A 22,291-nucleotide genomic window follows, 5' to 3' on the forward strand; every position below is an offset into this window, starting at 1 on the left:
GCCATGAAGAGCTCATTTATTTCAAGTTCGGCCATTCAGAATGCGATGCGGTTGACGATCCGTCAGGCGCAGAACCAGATGACGAAGGCGACGATGGAAGCGACGACCGGAGTCTATGCCGATATCGGTGTCTCGCTCGGCGGCAACGCCGCTAGGAGCGTCGACTTCAGCCGCGAGGTCGACCGGATAGCCTCGATCAAATCAAGCAATTCGCTTGTCACCGCGCGCATGGAATCCTCGCAGCTCGGCCTTTCCAAGATGAAGGATGTCGGCGACGGCCTCGTTTCGAAGCTGACCGCTCTCCAGGGCAGCCACGACCCAGGCAGCATCACCGTCGCCATCCAGTCGGCGACCAGCGCCCTGTCCACGATGATGGACACGGCCAATACCATGGTAAACGGCGAATATCTGTTCTCGGGCATCAACACCGATGTGCAGCCGCTGACCGACAAGACGACCGCGACGAGCGCGGCCATCGTTACGGCGCTGAACGCTTATGCGGCAGGACTCCCGAAGGCGGTCAAGGATCTGACCGGCGCCGAAATGAGCACCTTCATCACCACGACGGTAGAGCCGATGTTCAACCAGGCCAACTGGACCGATCCGACGACCGGCTGGTCGCAGGCATCGAGCCAGAACATGACGAGCCGCATCAGCAACTCCGAAGTGATCGAATCCTCGACCAATGCCAATTCCGAGGGCATGCGTTACTTCGCGCTCGCCTCGGTAATGACCTCGGCACTGTTGGGCCAGGGCCTCAGCAGCGATGCGATGAGCACTGTGTCCAAGCAGGCGATCAGCTACACGACCAAGGCGACCAGCGGCCTCGTGACCCAGGCAAGCCAGCTCGGCCTTTCCCAAGAGCGCGTCAAGAAGTCCAACGACGCTCTCGACGCTCAATCGAACATCATCAAGAACAAGCTCGTCGATCTCCAGGGCGTCGATCCTTACGAAGCCTCGACCCTCGTCAAGACTTTGGAAACGCAGCTTGAAACCGCTTACACGATCGTCTCGAAGATCCAGCAGTTGAGTCTAGTAAACTACCTTTGATGAGCAAAGGCGCGCAATAAAGAAGGATGCATGAATGTATCAGTTCTCATATGCCGAAGTCATGCAGGACTCGGTGGCCGACGCGAAAGAGCGGGAATGGCAGGTTCTTGACCGGTCCATAGACCTGCTGGCGGCGGCGCGCGAAAAGGAAAAATACGGCCGGGAAGCCATTGAAGCCCTGTTTTATACACGCCGGGTCTGGATCAGCTTCATCGAGGATCTCAAACATCCCGACAACCAGCTGGAGATCGGGCTCAGGGCCAACCTCATCTCGATCGCGATCTGGATATTGAAGGAATGCGACAGGATCAGAAAACGTCAGTCTAATAACTACCAGGGCATCATCGACGTTACCACCATCATCAGGGATGGACTTAAATGAAAAGTACACTTCGCATTTCTCTGAAAGCCGGAGAAAGAATCTTCATCAACGGCGCCGTCCTGCGCGTCGACCGCAAGGTCGCGCTGGAATTCCTGAATGATGTGACGTTCCTTCTCGAAAACCACGTCCTCCAGCCGGAGGGAGCCACGACGCCGCTGCGTCAGCTCTATTTCATCGCGCAGATGATCCTCATCAATCCTGAGGGCAAGGACCACTCGACGGCGTTGTTCCGCAAGTCGATCACCATGCTGCTCTCCTGCTTCAAGAACGAGGAGATTCTCGCCGAACTGAAGCGCATCGATGCGCTCGTCTCGACGGGCCGCGCCTTCGACGCGCTCAAGGCGATCCGCGGCCTCTACGCGATCGAAGACAATATCCTCAACAACCACGAAATGCCGCCGACGATGGTCGAGCAGATTCGCAGGGAGATTGCACCATGGCGGTAGATGCAACATCGAGCGTGAGCACGTCGAGCACTTCCAGCACGACGAGCACGGCCCAGACGAAGGCGACGCTGAACTACGACAATTTCCTTCAACTGCTCATCGCGCAGATGAAGAACCAGGATCCGACCGATCCGATGGATGCCAGCGAGCAGATGTCGCAGCTGGCGAGCTTCTCGCAGGTCGAGCAGACGATCCAGACCAACACCAAGCTGGACACGCTGCTCGCAAGCTCGAGCCTCACCCAGGCCAGCAGCTACGTCGGAAAATACATGGAAAGTGCCGACGGCACCGTCAAAGGCACCATCGAATCCGTCAAGGTTTATTCGGACGGAATCATAGCGACGACCACGGATGGCGGTAATATACTCGTGCAGGCGGGAATCACTATTGCCGACAAGGCGCCGACCAGCGATACCTGATACCCACGGCGCCGGTGCGCCGCATAGCTCGGGTGATACCAATCAATGGCGGTCCGGCCACGGCGGGGCCGCTTCAAGGCGATATGAGGTTGCCTTCGGATGAATGAAGCTGATGCATTGGATCTGTTCCAGGCGGCGATCTGGACCGTCCTGATTGCCGCCGGTCCCGCCGTCATCGCGGCGATGGTGGTGGGTCTCGTCATTGCCTTGATCCAGGCGCTGACCCAGGTGCAGGAAGCGACACTGACCTTCGTGCCGAAGATCGTCGCGGTGCTGATCACGGTCGGCGTCACCGCGCCTTTCGTCGGCTCGCAGATCTCGATTTTCACCAATCTGGTCTTCTCGCGCATCCAGTCCGGTTTCTGAGCCACCTTCGCGCAAGCTTCGCCATTTAACTCTCGATCCGAATTGGGCGGGCTGCATGTCCGCCTCCTCTCATGAAGAGACGGAATCGTCATGGCGCAACCACCTGCACTCCCCATTCCAAAAGTCGCCCCGAGCCTGCGCGATGTCGGTTTTGCCCTCGGCATCATCGGCATCATCTGCATTCTCTTTCTGCCGATCCCGCCATTCCTGATCGATATGGGACTGGCCTTCTCGATCGCCTTCTCGGTGCTGATCCTGATGGTCGCGCTGTGGATCCAGAAACCGCTCGATTTCTCGTCTTTCCCGACCATTCTGCTGATCGCGACGATGACCCGGCTGGCGCTGAACATCGCGACGACACGCGTAATCCTTTCGCATGGCCATGAGGGTCACGATGCGGCAGGCGGCGTCATCGCCGGTTTTGCAAGCCTGGTGATGTCCGGCGACTTCGTCATCGGTCTGATCGTTTTCCTAATTCTCATCACCATCAACTTTATCGTCATCACCAAGGGCGCCACGCGTATCGCCGAAGTCGGCGCACGTTTCACCCTGGACGCCATCCCCGGCAAGCAGATGTCGATCGACGCCGATCTCTCGGCCGGCATCATTGACGAGAGGGAAGCCCAGCGCCGGCGCAGGGAACTCGAGGAGGAAAGCTCCTTCTTCGGTGCGATGGACGGTGCGTCGAAGTTCGTGCGCGGCGATGCCGTCGCCGGCCTGATCATCACCTGCATCAACATCTTCGGCGGCATCATCATCGGCTATTTCCGCCACGGCATGCCGATCGGCGAAGCCGCTGACGTCTTCGTCAAGCTCTCGGTCGGCGACGGCCTCGTCGCACAGATGCCGGCTCTCATCGTCTCGCTCGCCGCCGGCCTTCTCGTCTCTCGCGGCGGCACCACCGGCTCCACCGACCAGGCGGTCGTCAACCAGTTGAGCGGTTATCCCCGCGCGCTTTCCGTCTCGGCGGTGCTGATGTTCATCCTGGCCTTGATGCCGGGTCTGCCGTTTGTACCCTTCGTGGTCCTCGGCGGTCTTCTCGCCTTCGGCGCCTGGTTCATCCCACGTCAGGTCGAGGCAGAGAACATGCTTCGCCGCGAGCAGGAAGAAAAGAAGGTCGTCCAGAACAAGGAACTGGAAAAGGATTCGGTCAAGGCAGTGCTGCGCACCTCCGAAATCGAGCTCGCACTCGGCAAGATGGTCTCGACGCGCCTGCTCGGCGCCCACCAGGAGCTCGCCTTCCGCGTCGGCAAGATGCGCAAGAAGTTCGCCACCCAATACGGCTTCGTCGTGCCCGAGATCAAGGTGACCGACGATATCGCCATCGCCGAGAAGTCGTATCAGATCCGTATCCACGGCACGACGGTCGCCTCCAACTTGCTGCGTGTCGGCGAAGTCCTCGTCGTCACCGGCGCCGGCCGCCGGCCGAGCATTCCCGGCGACGAAATCCGCGAACCCGCATTCGGCATGCCTGCCGTCTCGATCCTCGAAAATTTCGCCGACGATCTGAAACGCGAGGGCTTCCAGCCGATCGACAATGTTTCCGTCGTGCTGACCCATATGAGCGAGGTCATCCGCAACAACCTGCCGCAGCTGCTGTCCTACAAGGACGTCAAGGTGCTGATCGATCGGCTCGATCCCGAATACAAGAAGCTTGCCGACGAGATCTGCTCGTCGCACATGTCCTATTCGGGCCTGCAGGCAGTGCTCAAGCTGCTGCTTGCCGAACGTGTCTCGATCCGCAACCTGCACCTCATCCTCGAGGCGGTGGCCGAGCTCGCCCCGCATGTCAGGAAGACCGAGCAGATCGTCGAGCATGTCCGCATCCGCATGGCCCAGCAGCTTTGCGGCGATCTCGCCGACAACGGCGTGCTGCGCGTGCTGCGGCTGGGCAGCAAATGGGATCTGGCTTTCCATCAGGCGCTGAAGCGCGACGCCAAGGGCGAGGTGATCGAATTCGACATCGATCCGCGCAGCCTGGAGGAGTTCAGCGAACAGGCCACCAAAGTTATCCGTGAGTTCATGGATCGCGGCCTGCCATTCGCACTTGTCACGTCGCCGGAAACACGCTCCTATGTGCGCATGATCATCGAGAGGCTGTTCGCCACGCTCCCGGTCCTGTCGCATGTCGAACTGGCCAAGGGCATCGAGATAAAGATTTTGGGCTCTATTTCATGATAACAGACCCGCAAGGGACCGTTCTCGCGCTGTTTCTGGTTTTCTGCCGGATCGGTGGCTGTGTGCTGGCTCTTCCGGGTTTTTCCTCGGCGCGCGTGCCCGCACAGCTGCGCGTCTTCATCGCCGGCGCGCTCTCGATCGCCGTCATGCCGTTGCTCTGGGATACCGTCTATCCGGCCGTTCACACCGGTGCCGGAACCTATATCGGCCTGATCTTCAGCGAATCGCTGATCGGCGTGATGTATGGCATGTTGGCGAGGATCTACACGCTCGGCATGCAGTTCGCCGCCTCGATCACCGCCATGATGGTCGGCTACACCCAGCCGGGCTCCGCCGACGTCATCGAAGATACGCCTGAGACCAGCCTGTCGGCCTTTATTACCTTTGCCGGCATGATGATTCTCTTCATCATGGATTTCCATCACATCGTCTTCCGCGCACTGATCGATTCCTACACGACCATGCCATTCGGCGGCATGATGCAGATGCGCGCGACGCTGATCTCCTTTACCGACACGCTGGAGCAGACCACCTACATCATGCTGCGGCTGTCGAGCCCGTTTTTGATCTATGGCCTGATCTTCAACGTCTCGATTGGTTTCATCAACAAGCTGGCGCCGCAGATCCCGGTCTACTTCATCTCCACGCCCTATCTGCTGATGGGCGGGCTCTTCCTGATCTATTTCTCGATTGCGGCGATGGTCAGCCAGTTCGGCCAGTCCTTCGGCTCGATCTATATCGGGCGATGAGGCTGATATGATCGAAAAGAAGCGCTCCCAGAAGCTCAAGCGGCTGCTCTCGGTGCAGCGGCATATCGAAAGAATGGCCGAGAACGACCTGGCCGAAACCAGCCGCCAGCGTGTCGAGGTTAATGTGGCGATGGACGACGTTATCCTCGCGCTCGGCTCGATGGACCCCGTCCACCACGCCTTCTCGCAGAATTACGCCGACCGATTCGGCAGGCTCACCATCAAGGACCAGCAGCTGACCGGCATGCAGCAGATCCACGAGATGCGGCTGACGCGCGAGCGCGCCAAGGGCGACCGCCTCGAAGACGGCATGAAGGAAGCCCTAGAAGTCGAGCGCCGCGAGGCCGATGACAATGCAGTCTACGATGTCATCGATCAGCAATTCGCAACGCCAGCCTCCAGCAAGCTTCAAAAACCATAGTCGTTGCAATCTTAAATTCAGAGGATTGTAACGTGGCTATTTCGCCTCCCAGTGATCTGGTCCTGGACGTTGTCAAAGCTGCCGACCCCATGGAGGTTCAGGCGGCTCAGGAAAAGTTGAAGGCAAATCGTGCGGCCTTTGCCGCAACGAGCCTCGCCGAGAATGGCAAGGGCTTCTCCAATACGGTCGACGTTCTCGATCATGTCGGCCAGAAGAGCGGCCTCGCCAACATCCAGAACCGCACCAAGACCGAGGAAGTTCCGGAAAGCTACCGGAAGTTCGAGGCCATGGTCCTGCAGAATTTCGTCAAGTCCATGCTGCCGAACGAAAGCGAAGACGTCTACGGCAAGGGCGCGACCGGCGATATCTGGAAAGGCATGATGGCCGAACAGCTCGGCAACGTCATGGCCAAGGGAGACGGCATCGGCATCGCCAAGCAGATGTACAGCGAGCAGCTGCGCCGCCAGGAAGGCAAGATCGTCAATGCCTCCACCGACGACGATGACCGCAACACCGCGCTCAGCATGATCGACGACTTCCAGCGCAAGACCTTTGGCACGCCGACGGCGGACGCCAAGGCCGATAGAACCGGATGATTTTAGGCCCGTTGGCCTAAAATCTGAATTCTGTTCTAAATTAAATAGTTAGAGCATGATGTCGTCCGAAAACCGCGCACACTTTTCGGCATCATGCTCTAAGCGACGCATAATCGAGGGTACAATGGAAATAATTTCGAACGAATACAGGATCAAATCCGTTCTCGGACGCCTCGAAATGATCATCGACAATGAGAACACCCGGATCGGCAACGATCCGCAGTTCGATCTCAAGGTCTCCAATGCGCATAAGAGCCGCTGCCTCTACGAGCTGTCGATGCTTTTCCGGGATACCGATCCGGCCGAGCTTGCCGCTGCCCATCTCGATCAGCTGCACGGCCTGAAGAAGAAGCTGGTTCTCAATGCCCGTCGCGTCGAGGCGCATCTCGAAGCGGTTCGCGCTGTCGCCGACCTGCTGAAGAACGCAGTTCAGGACGCCGACGCCGACGGCACCTATTCCCAGGAACAATTCGCCGCGCGTGGAAACTGATGATCAAGCTCGTCCTCACCGGTGTCTGGGTTTGCGCCATCACTTTGGCATCGGTCTATTTCTCGGTGTACCTGGCGACCGCGCCGGCGCCCGCAGCAACGGATTCCAAGCAGAGCGCTCTTGGACTGGTGAAGGGCGAAACGATCACGGTGCCGATCATCGGCAACGGCGCGATCACCGGTTATTTCCTCGGCCGCGTTTCGTTCATGATGAACAAGGACATGCTGAAAGGCGTGACGCTGCCGCTGAGCGAGATGACGACGGACGAGCTTTTCAGTCTGCTCGTCGGCAACAAGATGGTCGATATCGCCCACATCAAATCCTTCGATCCGAAGGCCTTCCGCGAGGAGATCAAGAAGGGCATGAACGAGCGCCTCGGCGGCGAATACGTCGCCGAGGTGATGCTGGAGCAGCTCGACTATCTCTCCAAGGAAGAGGTCAAGGAAAGCTCCGCCGGTCAGCCGAAGAAGGTGGGCAAACCTGTCAACATCGTCGAGACCGCACCGGCCGCCGAAGCACCGGCGCCAGCGGCCCACTAAAGCGCGTCGCGGTCTTTCAGATTCGCTCCTCGCGCTTTAGGTCTTTGTTTTTACGCATGTCGTTGTCGCAGAACCGCTGCACACTTTTGCGCGACATGCTTTAGACATCATTCGATCATCCACGACAAACGGCGCCCGAGGGCGCCGTTTGTCGTTGGCGCGCGTGGTTAATAAACGACTTATGCGAGCATGGAAATTCAAGGAATTTTCCTAAGGGTTGTTTGAAACCGTCCTGTTATATCAGGTGTCACAGCTTGGCATGCGCCGCTTATCCGAAATCGGAGCGACGCCGTCCCGGCGGGACGCGACCGGTCCTTTCGAGACCTCCGGTGCGGAAATATGGGCTTGTTTTCCGGGATGTCGGGCGCATGCAGCACCCTCGGCAGGAGGTAGGAATGAATCTGATTGCAAACTTCGCGGTGCTCGCATCGCGGCGGACGATCTTCGATCTGCCGGTCTGCGATCTCGGCTGGGACGATGCCCTCGTTTTCATCAACGAGCTGGCCTCCATTCCCGTCGGCCAGACCGTGGTTTGCTTTGTCAACGCCCACAACATGCTGACGGCGCTGCGCGACGACGAATATTACCGGATCATGTCGCACAATCTGGTGCTGCCTGATGGTATCGGCCTCAACATCGCATCGCAGATCGCCCATGGTTCGCCGTTTCCCGCCAATCTGAATGGCACCGATTTCGTGCCGGCCTTCCTCACCTTCATGGAGGCCCCGCGCCGCATCGGCCTCATCGGCGGCGAGCGTTCGGTCGTCGAGGCGGCGGCGGAAAATTTCCGCAGGCACACGCCCTGGCACGAATTCGTCGTCGTTTCCGACGGCTACTTCGACAAGGTCGATCCCACAGATGTCATCGAGGAGCTTGAGCGCCAGAAGGTCGATATCCTGATCGTCGGTATGGGGACGCCGCTGCAGGAAAAATGGGTTCACGATCATATTCGCGCCGATCATGCACGTCTGGTGCTGACGGTGGGCGCTCTCTTCGACTTCGTCTCAGGCGCCGTCCCACGCGCGCCGAGGACGGTGCGGATGATGCGCCTGGAATGGGCCTATCGCCTGCTGCAGGAGCCGACGCGCCTCTGGCGCCGCTACATCATCGGCATCCCGGTGTTTCTCTTCCATGTCCTGCGCTACCGCTTCCGCCGGCGCGAAAGGATCCTCAGCCATCCGGAAGAGCACGGCAGCGCGCTGCAGCCGCGGTCGGACCATAAGAAGGCGAGCTGACCTTATAGCGCCGCGCGTCTAACAAGATGCGCGGCTTAGCAATTCTTGCCCGCTGCGGTTAACCATTTCTTTGCTATGAATATTTAGAGTCACTTAATCATCTGCATTCGTGCGGATGAGTGAACTCGGCCATCATGTGCATGAGATGTGGCGCAAATGTACGATATCAGGGCCAGAAACAGCTTCCAAGATCGCGCAGCCGAAAGGCCGCGCCCCCATGACGATTCCTATGGGGCGCCCCGGTCGAGTCGGCCTGATATCGCGCCGCCCGAGGCCGAATTGCTGCGCGCCATCGGCCGCGCGCTGGAAGAACAGCGCACAAGAGCGGCGCGCACCGCACCGCTGGTCGACCGCATCGAAACCATCCTCGGCAATCGCCTCCGGGCCGCCAACGACGTCGGCCATCCGATTCTTCAGGAGCCGGCGGGCGATGAAGAGCTGAGCGTTCCGGCCGACGAACCGATGATCTCACCTGAACCGCTGGCCGCGGTCCGTGAAGAACCCGCCGAGCCCCAGCCGGCAGCGCCGCGGCGTCGGGCAAGCGGGATCGGCCTTGCGATGATGGTGGGCGCCGCGACGATCATCGGCGCGGGCTTGCCGGCGCTGATGCCGGCTTCGCCGGCCCTCTACCGCGCCGAAGCGACGCTTGCAGTGAAGAGCGATGCCGCAAGCCGCGCTGCCTTCACCCAGGCCGCGGCCAAAGGGCTGCTGTCGGCGCGGGTGGTTGCTTCGACGGTCGCAGCCCTGAAACTCGATCATGATCGCGAATTTGCCGGCGCCAGTGCCAATGCGCTCGGCGTCGCGCTCGATCTCCTCTCGGCGACCGGCGCGGCTGCCGATCCGGCCTCGCGCGCCGAGGCGACGCTGAAACATGCGGTCGAGATACTGCCCGATGCCGCCGCCGGCACCATCCTCGTCAAGGTGACGACCGGCGATAGCGGCAAATCCATGCGCATCGCCGCAAGGCTTGCCGAAGCGGTGTCCGCAGCAGACGGACCCGGCGGCAACGTCGAGACCGATACCGCCTTGCGCAAAACCTATGACGAGGTCAAGGCCGAGCTTGCCGCCTTCACGGCGAAGAGCGGCGAGGGCAACGTCAAGGTGGCGATCGATCTTCGCCGCCAGATCGACCGGCTCGATGCCGATCTGAAAGCGGCCGACCAGAACATCCTTGCCGCCAAGGCGCAGGCCGACCAGCTCAAGGCCGCAAAACTTGCCGAAGTGCTCGACGGTTCGCTCCCCTCCGATATGCTTTCGCCGGCGCTGCAGGACTGGCGTGACAAATATGCCATCGCCAAAACGACGCTTGCGCAGCTTTCGGCCGAGCTCGGCCCGCGCCATCCGCGCCTCTTGCAGCAGCAGGCCGAAACCGACGGCCTGAAGGAGAATATGGGCAAGGAGCTGACCCGTCTTGCCCAGAGTGCCAACCTCGCCGCCAAAGCCGCCGTCGATGCGCGCAAGGGCCTGAACGATCGCCGCAACACGCTGATCGCCCAGAGCCGGGACACCGGCGTCGATTTGTCACGCCTGACCGAGCTCAGCGAAAAGGCGAAAGCCGCCCGCTCGCGCCTCGAAGAGGCGACGTCCACAGCGGTGGAAGCGGCCGCCGACGGTCGTATCGTTCTCCTGAAGCCGGCATTGGCAACCGCAGTATCGGGAAGCGATGGTCTGATCGGCCGCGCGCTGACCGGTGCCGCGGCGGGCCTTGCGATAGGCCTTGCTGCGGCTTTCCTGCTCCGGCTGCGTAGGCCCGTCGCCGATTCCGCAAGCGAGAAAATGATCGTATCCCGGCCGCAGGCCCCGCTGCCCTCCATGCCTGCGCCGGCCCCCGCGCCGGTCGACGAAATGGAGCTGCTGCGCTCCGAAATCTCCGGTCTGCGCGACCGGCTTCGTGTTCATTCGCTTGAAGCGCGGCAGCCGCTGCGCTGAACGAACATTTCCTTGCAAGCTTGCTATTGCATTGCCGCTTTCCGACAGGATAGGGCGTTAGCGGGCAATTGACGCTCGCCGAGTATCCATAGATTGACGCGAAACAGGGCGGAGAGACGCGTGACGACAGTAATCGACGGCAAGAACGTAGCTGCATCGGTCATTCAGACGGTCAAGAGTGCGACGGCGGCGCTGGAAAAGAGCAGCGGTGTCACCACCGGCCTTGCGGTCGTCATCGTCGGCGACGATCCGGCAAGCCACGCCTATGTCGGCTCCAAGGGCCGCATGGCCAAGGAGTGCGGCTTCAAGTCCGTTCAGCACACGCTGCCGGCCGACACGAAGCAGGAGGATCTGGCAGCTCTCGTCGCTACCCTCAACGCCGATCCGTCGATCCACGGCATTCTGGTGCAGCTGCCCTTGCCGAAGCCGCTCGACAGCGAGGCGATCATCCAGTCGATCCTGCCGGAAAAGGATGTCGACGGCCTGAGCGTCGTCAATGCCGGCAAGCTTGCCACCGGCGACCTGAAGACCGGACTGGTCTCCTGCACCCCGGCCGGCGCCATGGTCTTCGTCCGCCGCACCCATGGCGAGGACCTCTCCGGCCTCAACGCCGTCGTCATCGGTCGCTCCAATCTGTTCGGCAAGCCGATGGCGCAATTGCTGCTCAACGCCAATGCGACGGTGACGATTGCCCATTCCAGGACCAAGAATCTCGCCGAGGTCTGCCGCAACGCCGATATCCTGGTGGCCGCTGTCGGCCGGCCGGAGATGGTTAGGGCCGATTGGGTCAAGCCCGGTGCAACGGTCATCGACGTCGGCATCAATCGGGTGGCAGCCCCCGAAAGAGGCGAGGGCAAGACCCGGCTCGTCGGCGACGTCGCCTTCGAGGAGGTCTCGGCGGTCGCCAGCACCATCACTCCGGTTCCCGGCGGCGTCGGGCCGATGACCATCGCCATGCTGATGGCCAACACGGTCATTGCCGCCCATCGCACGGCAGGGCAGACACCGCCGCAGTTTTGATTAGAGCATGATGCCCAAAAGTGTGAGCGTTTTCGGACGACATCATGCTCTAACTATATGATGCAGAACAGGATTCAGACCTTAAGCCGATCCAGCCTAAAATCATCCTGTTCTAGGCCTGGGAAACAGGACCGGTCGAGGCCCTGACGATCAGCTCGGTCTTCCAGAGCTCCTGGTCGGGGAAGGGGCCGGCCTGCTTCACCGTGCCGATCAGCCGCTGCGCGATGCGAACGCCCGCCGCCCGCAATGAAGAGCGTGTCGTCGTCAGCGGCACCGAAAAGCTTTCCGGTTTCAGCAGCGGCAGCACGTCGTCATGGGCGATCAGCGAGATATCCTCACCGAGCCGCAATCCGGCCTGATTGACCGCGCGGATCGCGCCGAGCGCCAGCACCGTGCTGGAGCAGAGGATCGCCGTCGGCCGCTCCGGCAATTGCAGGAAGCGTTCCATCGCCAGCAGGCCTTGTTCGTCCGTCATCAGCGCGTGGCTCATGCTATCTTCCTCGAGCGTGAGCCCGCGCTCGGCAAGGGCCGATACGACGCCGTTCTTCCTGCGGATGGCGAAATCGAGATGCATCGGTCCATTCATCAGCGCAAAGCGCGTATGGCCGAGCTGCAGCAAGAGCCGCGTCGCATCGTAGAAGGCGCCTTCATTGTCGATGTCGAGATAGGGATAGTCCGGCTCCGAACCGAAGGACCGGCCGTGCACGACATAGGGCATGGAGAGCGATTTCAGCATGGCGAGCCGCGGGTCGTGGCCGCGCATATAGGCAACGAACAGGGCATCGACATTGCCGCTGATCGCAAGGCGGCGCAGCGCCGCCACCTCGTCATCCGGGTCGGCAGGCATGATCACGAAGTGGAAATCGTGGCGCACGGCCTCTTCGCCGAGCCCGGCCAGGAATTCACCGAAATGCACGTCGGACTGGTGGCCGGGCGCCGTCGGCATGACGAGGCCGATCGAGCCTGCCTTGCCGGTCGCAAGCCGCTGCGCCGCCTTGTTCGGCCTGTATCCGGTTTCCTTGACAGCCTGAAGCACGCGCTCCCGGGTTGCCTCGTTGACCTCGGGATAGCCGTTGAGCGCCCGGCTCACCGTCGTCTGAGACAGCCCCAGCAATTGCGATAGCTGTTTGAGATTCACCTGCTATGCTTCCTCCGAGCCCGCCCCTCAGCCGTCTTGAAAAGGCCTGCCGCCTCCCAGCGGCATCCAAAGCGCTTTCAAGTATGTATCATCTGGCGCGCTTGACTCAAGAAAAATCGCTCCATATTTCCCGATAGGCGCTGTTGCGCCGCGATATTTGGCGTGTTCACAGCGGGTTTTCGCGAATTGACTTGACTCCATTCCACCGAAAGTGGAATGAGTTGGGTGTCAAAGCGCTTTGAAATTTCTTTATTGAAGGAATTCAGCGCGGTTGGGATTGTGATGGGAGGATGATCACATGAAAAAGTCATTTTTGATGGGCGTTGCCGTGGCAGCGCTTTTTGCCGGTGCTGCGTCTGCGGCCGAACTGAAATTTGCGCCGGGGCAGGATGCCAAGTTCAACTGGAAGAGCTATGACGAATTCAAGGCTGCGCATGCCGATCTGAAGGGTCAGCCGCTGACGATCTTCGGGCCGTGGCGCGGCGAGGACGAGGCGTTCTTCATGAGCGTGCTTGCCTACTTCACCGAAGCCACCGGCATCGATGCCAAATACTCTTCTTCCGAAAACTACGAACAGCAGATCGTCATCGACACGCAGGCGGGCTCGCCGCCGAACATTGCCGTTCTGCCGCAGCCGGGCCTCCTGGCCGATCTCGCCAGCAAGGGCTTCCTGACGCCGCTCGGCGACGACAACTCGAAGTGGATCAAGGACAATTACGGCGCCGGCGACAGCTGGGTCGGTTACGGCACCTACAAGGGCAAGGATGGCAAGGAAGCCTTCTACGCCTTCCCGTATAAGGCCGACGTAAAGTCGCTCGTCTGGTACGTGCCGGAGAATTTCGAGGAAGCCGGTTACAAGATCCCGACGACCATGGAAGAGCTGCATGCCCTGACCGACCAGATCGTCAAGGACGGCGGCGTTCCCTGGTGCATCGGTCTCGGTTCCGGCGGCGCCACCGGCTGGCCGGCGACCGACTGGGTCGAGGACATCATGCTGCGCATGCAGCCGCCGGAAGCCTACGACAAGTGGACGACCAACGAGCTGAAGTTCACCGATCCGGCCGTCGTTGCCGCGATCGACGAGTTCGGCAAGTTCGCCAAGAACGCGAAGTACGTCGATGGCGGCGTCGCAGCTGTGGCCTCGACCGATTTCCGCGACAGCCCGAAGGGCCTCTTCGCGGTTCCGCCGAAGTGCTACATGCACCATCAGGCCTCGTTCATCCCGTCCTTCTTCCCTGAAGGCACGAAGCTCGGTCAGGATGCCGACTTCTTCTACATGCCGACCTTTGCTTCGCATCCCGAACTCGGCAAGCCGGTTCTCGGCGCTGGCACGCTCGTCTCGATCGCCAAGGACTCGAAGACGGCCCGCGCCTTCATCGACTTCCTGAAGACCCCGATCGCCCATGAGGTCTGGATGGCGCAGTCGAGCTTCCTGACGCCATATAAGAGCGTCAGCACCGAGGCCTATGCCAACCCACAGATGAAGAAGGAAGGCGATATCCTGACCTCCGCCACCACCTTCCGCTTCGACGGTTCCGACCTGATGCCGGGCAAGATCGGCGCCGGCGCCTTCTGGACGGGCATGGTCGATTTCGTCGGTGGCAAGTCCGCTGAAGAGGCCGCTGGCGAAATCCAGAGCGCCTGGGACGGCATCAAGTAATCCTTCAAGACGATGCTGCCGGCTTGCCGGCGGCATGGCTTGCATGACTGGCCGGGCTCGCAAAGAGCCCGGCCATCGCAGGATATATTGTGATCAGGCAATCAAAGAGATTGACGGTGACTGAGGTCGACCCGTCAGAATTAAAAACCGATCGGAATAAGATCAGGGAAGCAGGGGAGGGACGAAATGCTGTTGCAGATAGTGTCCGCTTTGGGCGTCGTGTTCGCCGCCGTGATCGCGTGTTCGGCCTATTTCTATTTTTCAAATAAGATTCTGGACATGGCTCTGCCGGTGAAGGATGGCGACATCCGAGCGGCATCGCGCAATCTGAACCGCCGCGCGCTCGTCCGGCCATGGCTGTTCATCGGCCCGGCGCTCTTCCTGCTCGTCGTCTACCTCGTCTATCCCGTGGTTGCGACCTTCATCCTCTCCTTCTACGACCGCGCCGGTCTGCAGTTCGTCGGCCTCGCCAATTACAAATGGGCGCTCGGTGACCGCGAATTCCGCCAGTCGATCTTCAACAACATCCTCTGGCTCGCCGTGGTGCCGGCTGCCTGCACCTTCTTCGGCCTCGTCATCGCCGTGATGACCGATCGCATCTGGTGGGGCAATATCGCCAAGAGCATCGTCTTCATGCCGATGGCGATCTCCTTCGTCGGCGCCTCGGTCATCTGGAAATTCATCTATGAATATCGCGGCGGCAACGATGTCCAGATCGGCCTGCTGAACGCCATCGTTCAGACCTTCGGCGGCACGCCGGAGGTGTGGATCTCCATTCCCTTCTGGAACAACTTCTTCCTGATGATCATCCTGATCTGGATCCAGACCGGTTTCGCGATGGTCATCCTGTCGGCGGCTCTTCGCGGCATTCCGGAAGAGACGATCGAAGCCGCCGTCATCGACGGCGCCAATGGCTGGCAGATCTTCTGGCGCATCATGGTGCCGCAGATCTGGGGCTCCATCGCCGTCGTCTGGACGACGATCACTATCCTCGTCCTCAAGGTCTTCGACATCGTGCTGACCATGACCAACGGCCAGTGGCAGACGATGGTGCTGGCGAACCTGATGTTCGACTGGATGTTCCGCGGTGGCGGTGATTCCGGCCGAAGTGCGGTCATCGCCATCATCATCATGCTCGCCGTCACGCCGATCATGGTTTGGAACGTGCGCCGCGCCAATCGCGAATTGAAGGGCCACTGAGATGACCGCTATCGGAAGTTACTTCAAGATAGGCCCCGCCCGTCTCTTTGTTCACGCAGCCGTTCTGCTGATCGTCATCATCTGGCTCATCCCGACCCTCGGCATCTTCGTCAGCGCGCTGCGCGACAAGGACCAGATCGTCGTCTCCGGCTGGTGGACGGCCTTCGTCGGCTCGACGCAAACCGCCGCGGTCCGCCTCGGTACACCCGACCAGCAAAAGCAAGAGGGCGCCAGCTACGTCATCTCGGGCAATGTGCTGGAAGGTCAGGCCGGCCGGGCGGTGAAGGCCTTCGGCAACCGCATACAGCAGCCGGCCGCCTTTAAGGCCGGGGAGACCGCCGATCTCGGCGACGGTGAAACCCTGCAGATCAACAGCGATGGCAGCTACCGCTATGTGAAGAACACCGCCTTTTCGCCCGACCAACGCCCGAAGCGCATCTATGCATCCGTCTCGGCGCCGCCGGAATTCACGCTGCAGAACTACAATACGGTTCTAAGAGGCGAGGGTATCGGCCAGTCCTTCATCAACTCGCTGACCGTGACGATCCCGGCGACGATCATCCCGATCCTGATTGCCGCTTTCGCCGCCTATGCGCTCAGCTGGATGGAATTTCCCGGCCGCGGGCTGCTGATTGCGCTCGTCGTTGGCCTCATCGTCGTGCCGCTGCAGATGTCGCTGATCCCGCTGCTGCGCCTCTACAACGAGATCGGCAACATGCTCGGCCAGCCGTCGAAGACCTATCCCGGCATCTGGCTTGCCCATACCGCTTTCGGCATGCCGCTCGCCATCTATCTCTTGCGGGCCTATATCGCCGGCCTGCCGAAGGAGATCATCGAATCCGCCCGCGTCGACGGCGCGAGTGATTTCGAGATCTTCGTCCGCATCGTTTTGCCACTGTCCTTCCCGGCACTCGCCTCCTTCGCCATCTTCCAGTTCCTGTGGGTGTGGAACGACTTGCTCGTCGCCATGGTCTTCCTCGGCACCGACAAGGACCACATCGTGCTGACCGGCAGCCTGAACGCGCTGCTCGGCTCGCGCGGTGGCAATTGGGAGATTTTGACGGCGTCAGCCTTCGTCACCATCATCGTGCCGCTGCTCGTCTTCTTCGGGCTTCAGCGTTACCTGGTGCGCGGTCTGCTGGCGGGTTCGGTCAAGGGAGGCTGACCATTCCCGAACGTGACTTCAAACAGGATATTCCATGAACGTGGCTTCCCAATCGATCTCGACCCCTGACAAAGACTGGTGGCGCGGCGCGGTGATCTATCAGATCTATCCGCGCTCCTACCAAGATTCGAACGGTGACGGCATCGGCGACCTCAAGGGCATCACCGCCCGCCTGCCGCATGTGGCAAACCTTGGCGTCGATGCGATCTGGATCTCGCCTTTCTTCACCTCGCCGATGCGCGATTTCGGTTATGACGTTTCCGACTACGAGAATGTCGATTCGATCTTCGGCACGCTGGTGGATTTCGACACGATGATCGCCGAGGCCCATCGCCTCGGCATCCGCGTGATGATCGACCTCGTCATCTCCCACAGCTCGGATCAGCATCCCTGGTTCGTGCAAAGCCGCTCCAGCAAGACCAACGCCAAGGCCGACTGGTATGTCTGGGCCGATGCCAAGCCGGATGGCACGCCGCCGAACAACTGGCTGTCGATCTTCGGCGGCTCGGCATGGGCGTGGGATCCGACGCGCATGCAATATTACATGCACAACTTCCTGACCTCGCAGCCGGACATGAACCTGCATAACCCGGAGGTGCAGGACCGTCTGCTCGATGTCGTGCGCTTCTGGCTCAATCGCGGCGTCGACGGCTTCCGCCTCGACACCATCAATTTCTATTTCCATGACACGCAACTGCGCGACAATCCGGCGCTTGCGCCCGAGCGCCGCAACGCCTCGACGGCGCCGGCGGTCAATCCCTATAATTTTCAGGAGCATATTTACGACAAGAACCGGCCCGAAAACCTTGCCTTCCTGAAGCGTTTCCGCGCCGTTCTCGAGGAATTCCCGGCGATCGCCGCCGTCGGAGAAGTCGGCGACAGCCAGCGGGGCCTTGAAATTGTCGGCGAGTACACCTCCGGCAATGACAAGATGCATATGTGCTATGCCTTCGAATTCCTGGCGCCCGATCCGCTGACGCCGGAGCGCGTCGAGGAGGTGATGCAGGATTTCGAAGCTGCGGCACCCGATGGCTGGGCCTGCTGGGCCTTCTCCAATCACGACGTCATGCGCCATGTCAGCCGCTGGGGCGGGCTGGTCGCTGATCACGACGCCTTTGCCAAGCTTTATGCCTCGTTGCTGATGACCATGCGCGGCTCCGTCTGCCTCTATCAGGGCGAGGAGCTGGCGCTGACCGAGGCCGATCTCGCCTATCAGGATCTGCAGGACCCCTATGGCATCCAGTTCTGGCCGGAATTCAAGGGCCGCGACGGCTGCCGCACGCCGATGGTCTGGGACAGCCAAGTCGCCCAGGGCGGCTTCTCGACGGTCAAGCCCTGGTTGCCGGTGCCGGTCGAGCATATCCTGCGTGCCGTCAGCGTTCAGCTGGGCGACGAGGCTTCCGTGCTGGAGCACTATCGCCGCTTCATCGCTTTCCGCAAGCTGCACCCGGCTTTTGCCAAGGGCGAGATCGAATTCGAGGAAACACAGGGCGATAGCCTGGTCTTCACCCGTGAATACGGCAACGAGAAGCTGCTTTGCATCTTCAACATGAGCCCGACCGAGGCCGCCGTCATTCTGCCTGCGGGAGAATGGCAGGCATTGACGGGCCACGGCTTTACCAGCAACAACTATGGCGACAAGATCGATATTCCGGCCTGGGGGGCGTATTTCGCCCGTCTTGCCTAAGGAACATAGGCCTAAGGAAACACAGGCCCAGGGAACACAGGGAGAGAGAAATGACTGGACTGACGCTGAAGGATATCCGCAAATCCTACGGTTCCGTGGACGTTCTCCACGGTATCGACCTTGATATCAAGCAGGGCGAATTCATCGTCTTCGTCGGTCCGTCCGGCTGTGGCAAGTCCACGCTTCTGCGCATGATCGCCGGTCTCGAGGCGATCACCGGCGGTGAGATGTATATCGACGGCCATCTCGTCAATGACGTGCCGCCCTCCAAGCGCGGCATCGCCATGGTCTTCCAGTCCTATGCGCTCTACCCGCATATGACCGTGTTCGATAACATGGCGTTCGGCATGAAGATCGCCGGCGAAAGCAAGCAGGAAATCGATCGTCGCGTCAAAGCGGCGGCCGAGAGCCTGCAGCTGACCCAATATCTCGGTCGCCTGCCGAAGGCGCTTTCCGGCGGCCAGCGCCAGCGCGTGGCGATCGGCCGCGCCATCTGCCGCGATCCGAAGGTCTTCCTGTTCGACGAGCCGCTGTCCAACCTCGATGCCGCGCTGCGCGTCGCGACCCGCATCGAGATCGCCCGCCTGAACGAACAGATGGCCGATACGACGATGATCTACGTTACCCACGACCAGGTCGAGGCGATGACGCTGGCTGATCGCATCGTCGTTCTCTCCGCCGGCAATATCGAGCAGGTCGGCGCGCCGCTGGACCTCTACGAGCGCCCGGCAAACCTCTTCGTCGCGAAATTCATCGGCTCGCCGGCGATGAACATCATTCCGGCGACGATCGCCGGGACCGGAAGCCAGACGACGGTGACGCTGACCGGCGGCATGTCGGTGACGCTGGATGTGGCGACCGACGCGTCGGAAATGGGCAAGCAGGCAAGCTTCGGCGTTCGGCCGGAGGATCTCCGGGTTGCCGATGGCGCCGACTACCTTTTCGAAGGGGAAGTGTCGATCGTCGAAGCGCTCGGCGAAGTGACGCTGCTTTATATCGAGGGTCTGGTTCCGGGCGAGCCGATCGTCGTCAAGCTGCCCGGCATCTATGATGTGAAGAAGGGCCAGAGGATGCGGTTTGCCGCTGACAGGCAGAAGTTGCATCTCTTTGACGCAACCGGCCATACCTACCGGAAATGAGGCGGCCATTTTTGGGGTGATAGTCCTAAGAATTGTGCGGGGCGGGCCGAATTCTCACTTTCTGTTAAAGATCGGCTGCTACCTTTTCCCTGTCAATTTATGAGGGGGATAAGCAGGTGGCCGCTTCCAATCCGTCACAGCCAAAATCTCATTTCCTGAGCAAGGAAGAATCCTTCATGTATGACCGCGAGGCGCGGTTCAAAATGGAGGACACCATGAACGCCGCGCGCATCGAATATACGGAAAAGGGCGTCATGCACGCGGCTTCGCGCCGTTGCGATATTGTCCGGATTTCGATGAGCAGCGCGACGCTCGCGATCCTGACCCAGTTCAGCCTGCCGAAGCAGTTCTATCTGGATATTCCGGATGCCCGCATCACCAAGGTCGGCTGCCTGCTGATGAAGGTCAACGCCAACAACACAGTGGAAGTTCGCTTCCTGCGCCTGCTGACGCAGAAGGAGTTGAACAAGATCTTCGTCTACAGCACCCATCCGGCGCACCGCGACTACGTTCTCGATATTCGAGCCTGACGGATACCATCGGACTGGTATCGAAAACCCGCAGGGTGCTGCATGCGCCCCGCGGGTTTTTGTTTGTCCGAGCGATGCTCAGTGGTGGAAGAGTACGCTCGCGCCCTGATCCGAAGCTCCAACGGCGCGGCGGAACGGCGCGAAGAGCTCGCGGCCCATGCCGAATTCATTGTCGGAGAGATCGACGACGACAGGTTCGCGCTCGGCCAAATCCGCTGCATCGACGAGCAGCTCGAGCGTGCCCTTGATCGCGTCGAGGCGAATGATGTCGCCCTCGCGGATGCGGGCGATCGGACCGCCGTCGACCGCTTCCGGCGTGACGTGGATCGCGGCCGGCACCTTGCCGGATGCGCCGGACATGCGCCCGTCGGTGAGCAGCGCTACGCGGAAGCCGCGATCCTGCAGCACGCCGAGCGGCGGCGTCAGCTTGTGCAGTTCCGGCATGCCGTTCGCCTTCGGGCCCTGGAAGCGCACGACGGCGATGAAATCGCGGTTGAGCTTACCTTCCTTGAAAGCGTCCTGCAGCTCCTGCTGGCTGTGAAAGATGATTGCCGGGGCCTCGATGATGTGGCGCTCGGGCTTGACGGCGGAGATTTTGATGACCGCCTTGCCGAGATTGCCGCGCAGCATCTTCAGTCCGCCATTCGCCTGGAACGGCGTTTCGATGCTGGAAAGCACTTTGGGATCGACGCTTTTTTCCGGCGACGGCTCGCGCAGGACGGCGCCGTTTTCACCGAGTCGGGCATCGACCGTATAGGCTTGGAGACCCTGGCCGAAGACGGTGCGCACGTCGTCATGCACCAGGCCGTGTTTCAAGAGTTCCTTGATGAGGAAACCCATGCCGCCGGCCGCCTGGAAATGGTTCACGTCGGCAAGCCCGTTCGGATAGACGCGGGCAAGCAGCGGTACGATTTCCGAAAGCTCGGCAATGTCCTGCCAGGTGAGGTGGATGCCGGCTGCCCGCGCCATGGCGACGAGGTGCAGCGTATGATTGGTCGAGCCGCCGGTCGCATGCAGGCCGACGACACCGTTGACGACCGAGCGCTCGTCGATCATCTCGCCTGCCGGCGTGAATTCGTTGCCGAGCGCGGTGATCGCCAACGCCCGCTTGGCGGCTTCGCGTGTCAGCGCTTCGCGCAGCGGCGTGCCGGGATTGATGAAGGACGAGCCGGGCATGTGGAAGCCCATGATCTCCATCAGCATCTGGTTGGAATTGGCGGTGCCGTAGAAGGTGCAGGTGCCGGGGCCGTGATAGGATTTCGATTCCGCCTCCAGCAGCTCGGCGCGTCCGACCTTGCCCTCGGCGAAGAGCTGGCGCACGCGCGACTTCTCGTCGTTCGGCAGGCCTGTCGTCATCGGACCGGCCGGAACGAAGATCGACGGTAGGTGTCCGAAGGACAGGGCTGCGATCACCAGGCCGGGCACGATCTTGTCGCAGACGCCGAGGAAGAGGGCGGCATCGAACATGTTGTGCGACAGGCCGACACCCGCCGACATGGCGATCAGGTCGCGCGAGAACAGCGAGAGCTCCATGCCCGGCTGTCCCTGGGTGACGCCGTCGCACATCGCCGGCACGCCGCCGGCCACCTGTGCCACGCCGCCTGCTTCGGCTGCCGCCTCGCGGATGATCGCCGGATAGGTCTCGAACGGCTGGTGGGCCGAGAGCATGTCGTTATAGGCGGTGATGATGCCGAGATTGGGGATGCGGTCGCCGGCGAGCGCATCCTTGTCGGCGGGGGAACAGACCGCAAAGCCATGGGCAAGGTTGGCGCAGCCAAGTACCGAGCGCGCGACACCCTGCGAGGCGGCGGCGCGCAGGCGTTCCAGGTAGCGCTCGCGGGTTGGTTTCGAGCGTTCGACGATGCGATCGGTGATCGCAGAAATGCGTGCATGAGCGGACATGGAAAATCCCTGCCTTGTTCGTTGTCTCTATCTGTTTCGGCGGCTCTGGC

The 22,291-nt window shown here is 60.9% G+C and carries 22 protein-coding genes; 20 read left to right on the forward strand and 2 right to left on the reverse strand.

Translation table 11 applies throughout. The features are described from left to right. Positions 1 to 3: 3 nt before the first annotated feature. From HX898_RS11285 to folD, 14 genes are all read left to right on the forward strand, one after another. On the forward strand, positions 4 to 1,050 hold the full coding sequence (locus HX898_RS11285) for a flagellar hook-associated family protein (protein WP_138388085.1): 1,047 nt from the start codon (positions 4 to 6) through the stop codon (positions 1,048 to 1,050). Between the two features lie 34 nt (positions 1,051 to 1,084). Further along, a complete protein-coding gene (flaF, locus tag HX898_RS11290) occupies positions 1,085 to 1,432 on the forward strand; it encodes a flagellar biosynthesis regulator FlaF (protein ID WP_003556569.1) in 348 nt (115 codons plus the stop codon). Beyond that, positions 1,429 to 1,878, forward strand: coding sequence for a flagellar biosynthesis repressor FlbT (gene flbT / locus HX898_RS11295; protein ID WP_003556571.1), 450 nt, complete (start codon positions 1,429 to 1,431; stop codon positions 1,876 to 1,878). Before flaF ends, flbT begins: the two co-directional genes overlap by 4 nt. Beyond that, complete coding sequence (flgD, locus tag HX898_RS11300) at positions 1,869 to 2,297, forward strand: flagellar hook assembly protein FlgD (RefSeq protein ID WP_180194683.1); 429 nt, start codon at positions 1,869 to 1,871, stop codon at positions 2,295 to 2,297. Before flbT ends, flgD begins: the two co-directional genes overlap by 10 nt. Before the next feature lie 99 nt (positions 2,298 to 2,396). Further along, positions 2,397 to 2,663 carry a flagellar biosynthesis protein FliQ gene (fliQ, locus tag HX898_RS11305; protein WP_009992823.1) on the forward strand — a complete coding sequence of 89 codons (267 nt, stop codon included), beginning with the start codon at positions 2,397 to 2,399 and terminating at the stop codon, positions 2,661 to 2,663. Between the two features lie 90 nt (positions 2,664 to 2,753). Further along, on the forward strand, positions 2,754 to 4,841 hold the full coding sequence (flhA, locus tag HX898_RS11310) for a flagellar biosynthesis protein FlhA (protein WP_028743716.1): 2,088 nt from the start codon (positions 2,754 to 2,756) through the stop codon (positions 4,839 to 4,841). After that, complete coding sequence (locus HX898_RS11315) at positions 4,838 to 5,590, forward strand: flagellar biosynthetic protein FliR (protein ID WP_029874060.1); 753 nt, start codon at positions 4,838 to 4,840, stop codon at positions 5,588 to 5,590. Before flhA ends, HX898_RS11315 begins: the two co-directional genes overlap by 4 nt. A gap of 7 nt (positions 5,591 to 5,597) precedes the next feature. Next, positions 5,598 to 6,011, forward strand: a complete 414-nt coding sequence (locus HX898_RS11320; protein ID WP_003545570.1) for a hypothetical protein — start codon at positions 5,598 to 5,600, stop codon at positions 6,009 to 6,011. 32 nt (positions 6,012 to 6,043) lie between these two features. Continuing rightward, positions 6,044 to 6,607, forward strand: coding sequence for a rod-binding protein (locus HX898_RS11325; RefSeq protein WP_011650492.1), 564 nt, complete (start codon positions 6,044 to 6,046; stop codon positions 6,605 to 6,607). A 124-nt stretch (positions 6,608 to 6,731) separates the two neighbouring features. Beyond that, positions 6,732 to 7,097 carry a hypothetical protein gene (locus tag HX898_RS11330; RefSeq protein WP_003545575.1) on the forward strand — a complete coding sequence of 122 codons (366 nt, stop codon included), beginning with the start codon at positions 6,732 to 6,734 and terminating at the stop codon, positions 7,095 to 7,097. Further along, positions 7,097 to 7,636, forward strand: a complete 540-nt coding sequence (locus HX898_RS11335) for a hypothetical protein (protein ID WP_180194684.1) — start codon at positions 7,097 to 7,099, stop codon at positions 7,634 to 7,636. The genes HX898_RS11330 and HX898_RS11335 overlap by 1 nt, the downstream gene beginning before the upstream one ends. Positions 7,637 to 8,031: 395 nt before the next feature. Next, positions 8,032 to 8,871: a WecB/TagA/CpsF family glycosyltransferase gene (locus tag HX898_RS11340; protein ID WP_012756086.1), complete on the forward strand. Its 840-nt coding sequence runs from the start codon at positions 8,032 to 8,034 to the stop codon at positions 8,869 to 8,871. Positions 8,872 to 9,027: 156 nt separating this feature from the next. Further along, the gene (locus tag HX898_RS11345) at positions 9,028 to 10,800 is read left to right on the forward strand and encodes a succinoglycan biosynthesis protein exop (protein ID WP_180194685.1); all 1,773 of its coding nucleotides are present in this window, start codon (positions 9,028 to 9,030) and stop codon (positions 10,798 to 10,800) included. A gap of 120 nt (positions 10,801 to 10,920) precedes the next feature. Further along, a complete protein-coding gene (gene folD, locus HX898_RS11350; RefSeq protein WP_130825175.1) occupies positions 10,921 to 11,820 on the forward strand; it encodes a bifunctional methylenetetrahydrofolate dehydrogenase/methenyltetrahydrofolate cyclohydrolase FolD in 900 nt (299 codons plus the stop codon). Positions 11,821 to 11,932: 112 nt separating this feature from the next. On the opposite strand, the gene HX898_RS11355 is transcribed toward folD, so the two are convergent. Further along, positions 11,933 to 12,958 carry a substrate-binding domain-containing protein gene (locus tag HX898_RS11355; RefSeq protein WP_138334353.1) on the reverse strand — a complete coding sequence of 342 codons (1,026 nt, stop codon included), beginning with the start codon at positions 12,956 to 12,958 and terminating at the stop codon, positions 11,933 to 11,935. Between the two features lie 298 nt (positions 12,959 to 13,256). Between HX898_RS11355 and HX898_RS11360 the strand changes: the two genes are divergently transcribed. The 6 genes from HX898_RS11360 (at position 13,257) to HX898_RS11385 (ending at position 20,339) form a co-directional block, all read left to right on the forward strand. Next, complete coding sequence (locus tag HX898_RS11360; RefSeq protein WP_138334352.1) at positions 13,257 to 14,618, forward strand: ABC transporter substrate-binding protein; 1,362 nt, start codon at positions 13,257 to 13,259, stop codon at positions 14,616 to 14,618. Positions 14,619 to 14,804: 186 nt separating this feature from the next. Beyond that, positions 14,805 to 15,818, forward strand: a complete 1,014-nt coding sequence (locus HX898_RS11365) for a sugar ABC transporter permease (protein WP_138334351.1) — start codon at positions 14,805 to 14,807, stop codon at positions 15,816 to 15,818. Position 15,819: 1 nt separating this feature from the next. After that, complete coding sequence (locus HX898_RS11370) at positions 15,820 to 16,983, forward strand: carbohydrate ABC transporter permease (RefSeq protein ID WP_138334350.1); 1,164 nt, start codon at positions 15,820 to 15,822, stop codon at positions 16,981 to 16,983. Between the two features lie 34 nt (positions 16,984 to 17,017). Further along, a complete protein-coding gene (locus tag HX898_RS11375) occupies positions 17,018 to 18,670 on the forward strand; it encodes an alpha-glucosidase (protein WP_180194686.1) in 1,653 nt (550 codons plus the stop codon). A 50-nt stretch (positions 18,671 to 18,720) separates the two neighbouring features. Further along, complete coding sequence (gene ugpC, locus HX898_RS11380) at positions 18,721 to 19,809, forward strand: sn-glycerol-3-phosphate ABC transporter ATP-binding protein UgpC (protein ID WP_180194687.1); 1,089 nt, start codon at positions 18,721 to 18,723, stop codon at positions 19,807 to 19,809. Between the two features lie 176 nt (positions 19,810 to 19,985). Beyond that, positions 19,986 to 20,339, forward strand: coding sequence for a hypothetical protein (locus HX898_RS11385; protein WP_003545591.1), 354 nt, complete (start codon positions 19,986 to 19,988; stop codon positions 20,337 to 20,339). 78 nt (positions 20,340 to 20,417) lie between these two features. Here HX898_RS11385 and edd read toward each other — a convergent pair whose 3' ends face one another. Next, the gene (gene edd / locus HX898_RS11390) at positions 20,418 to 22,241 is read right to left on the reverse strand and encodes a phosphogluconate dehydratase (RefSeq protein WP_180194688.1); all 1,824 of its coding nucleotides are present in this window, start codon (positions 22,239 to 22,241) and stop codon (positions 20,418 to 20,420) included. Positions 22,242 to 22,291: the final 50 nt, after the last annotated feature.

The sequence above is a fragment of the Rhizobium sp. WYCCWR 11128 genome (genome assembly GCF_013416305.1).
GTDB classification, from domain to species: domain Bacteria; phylum Pseudomonadota; class Alphaproteobacteria; order Rhizobiales; family Rhizobiaceae; genus Rhizobium; species Rhizobium indicum.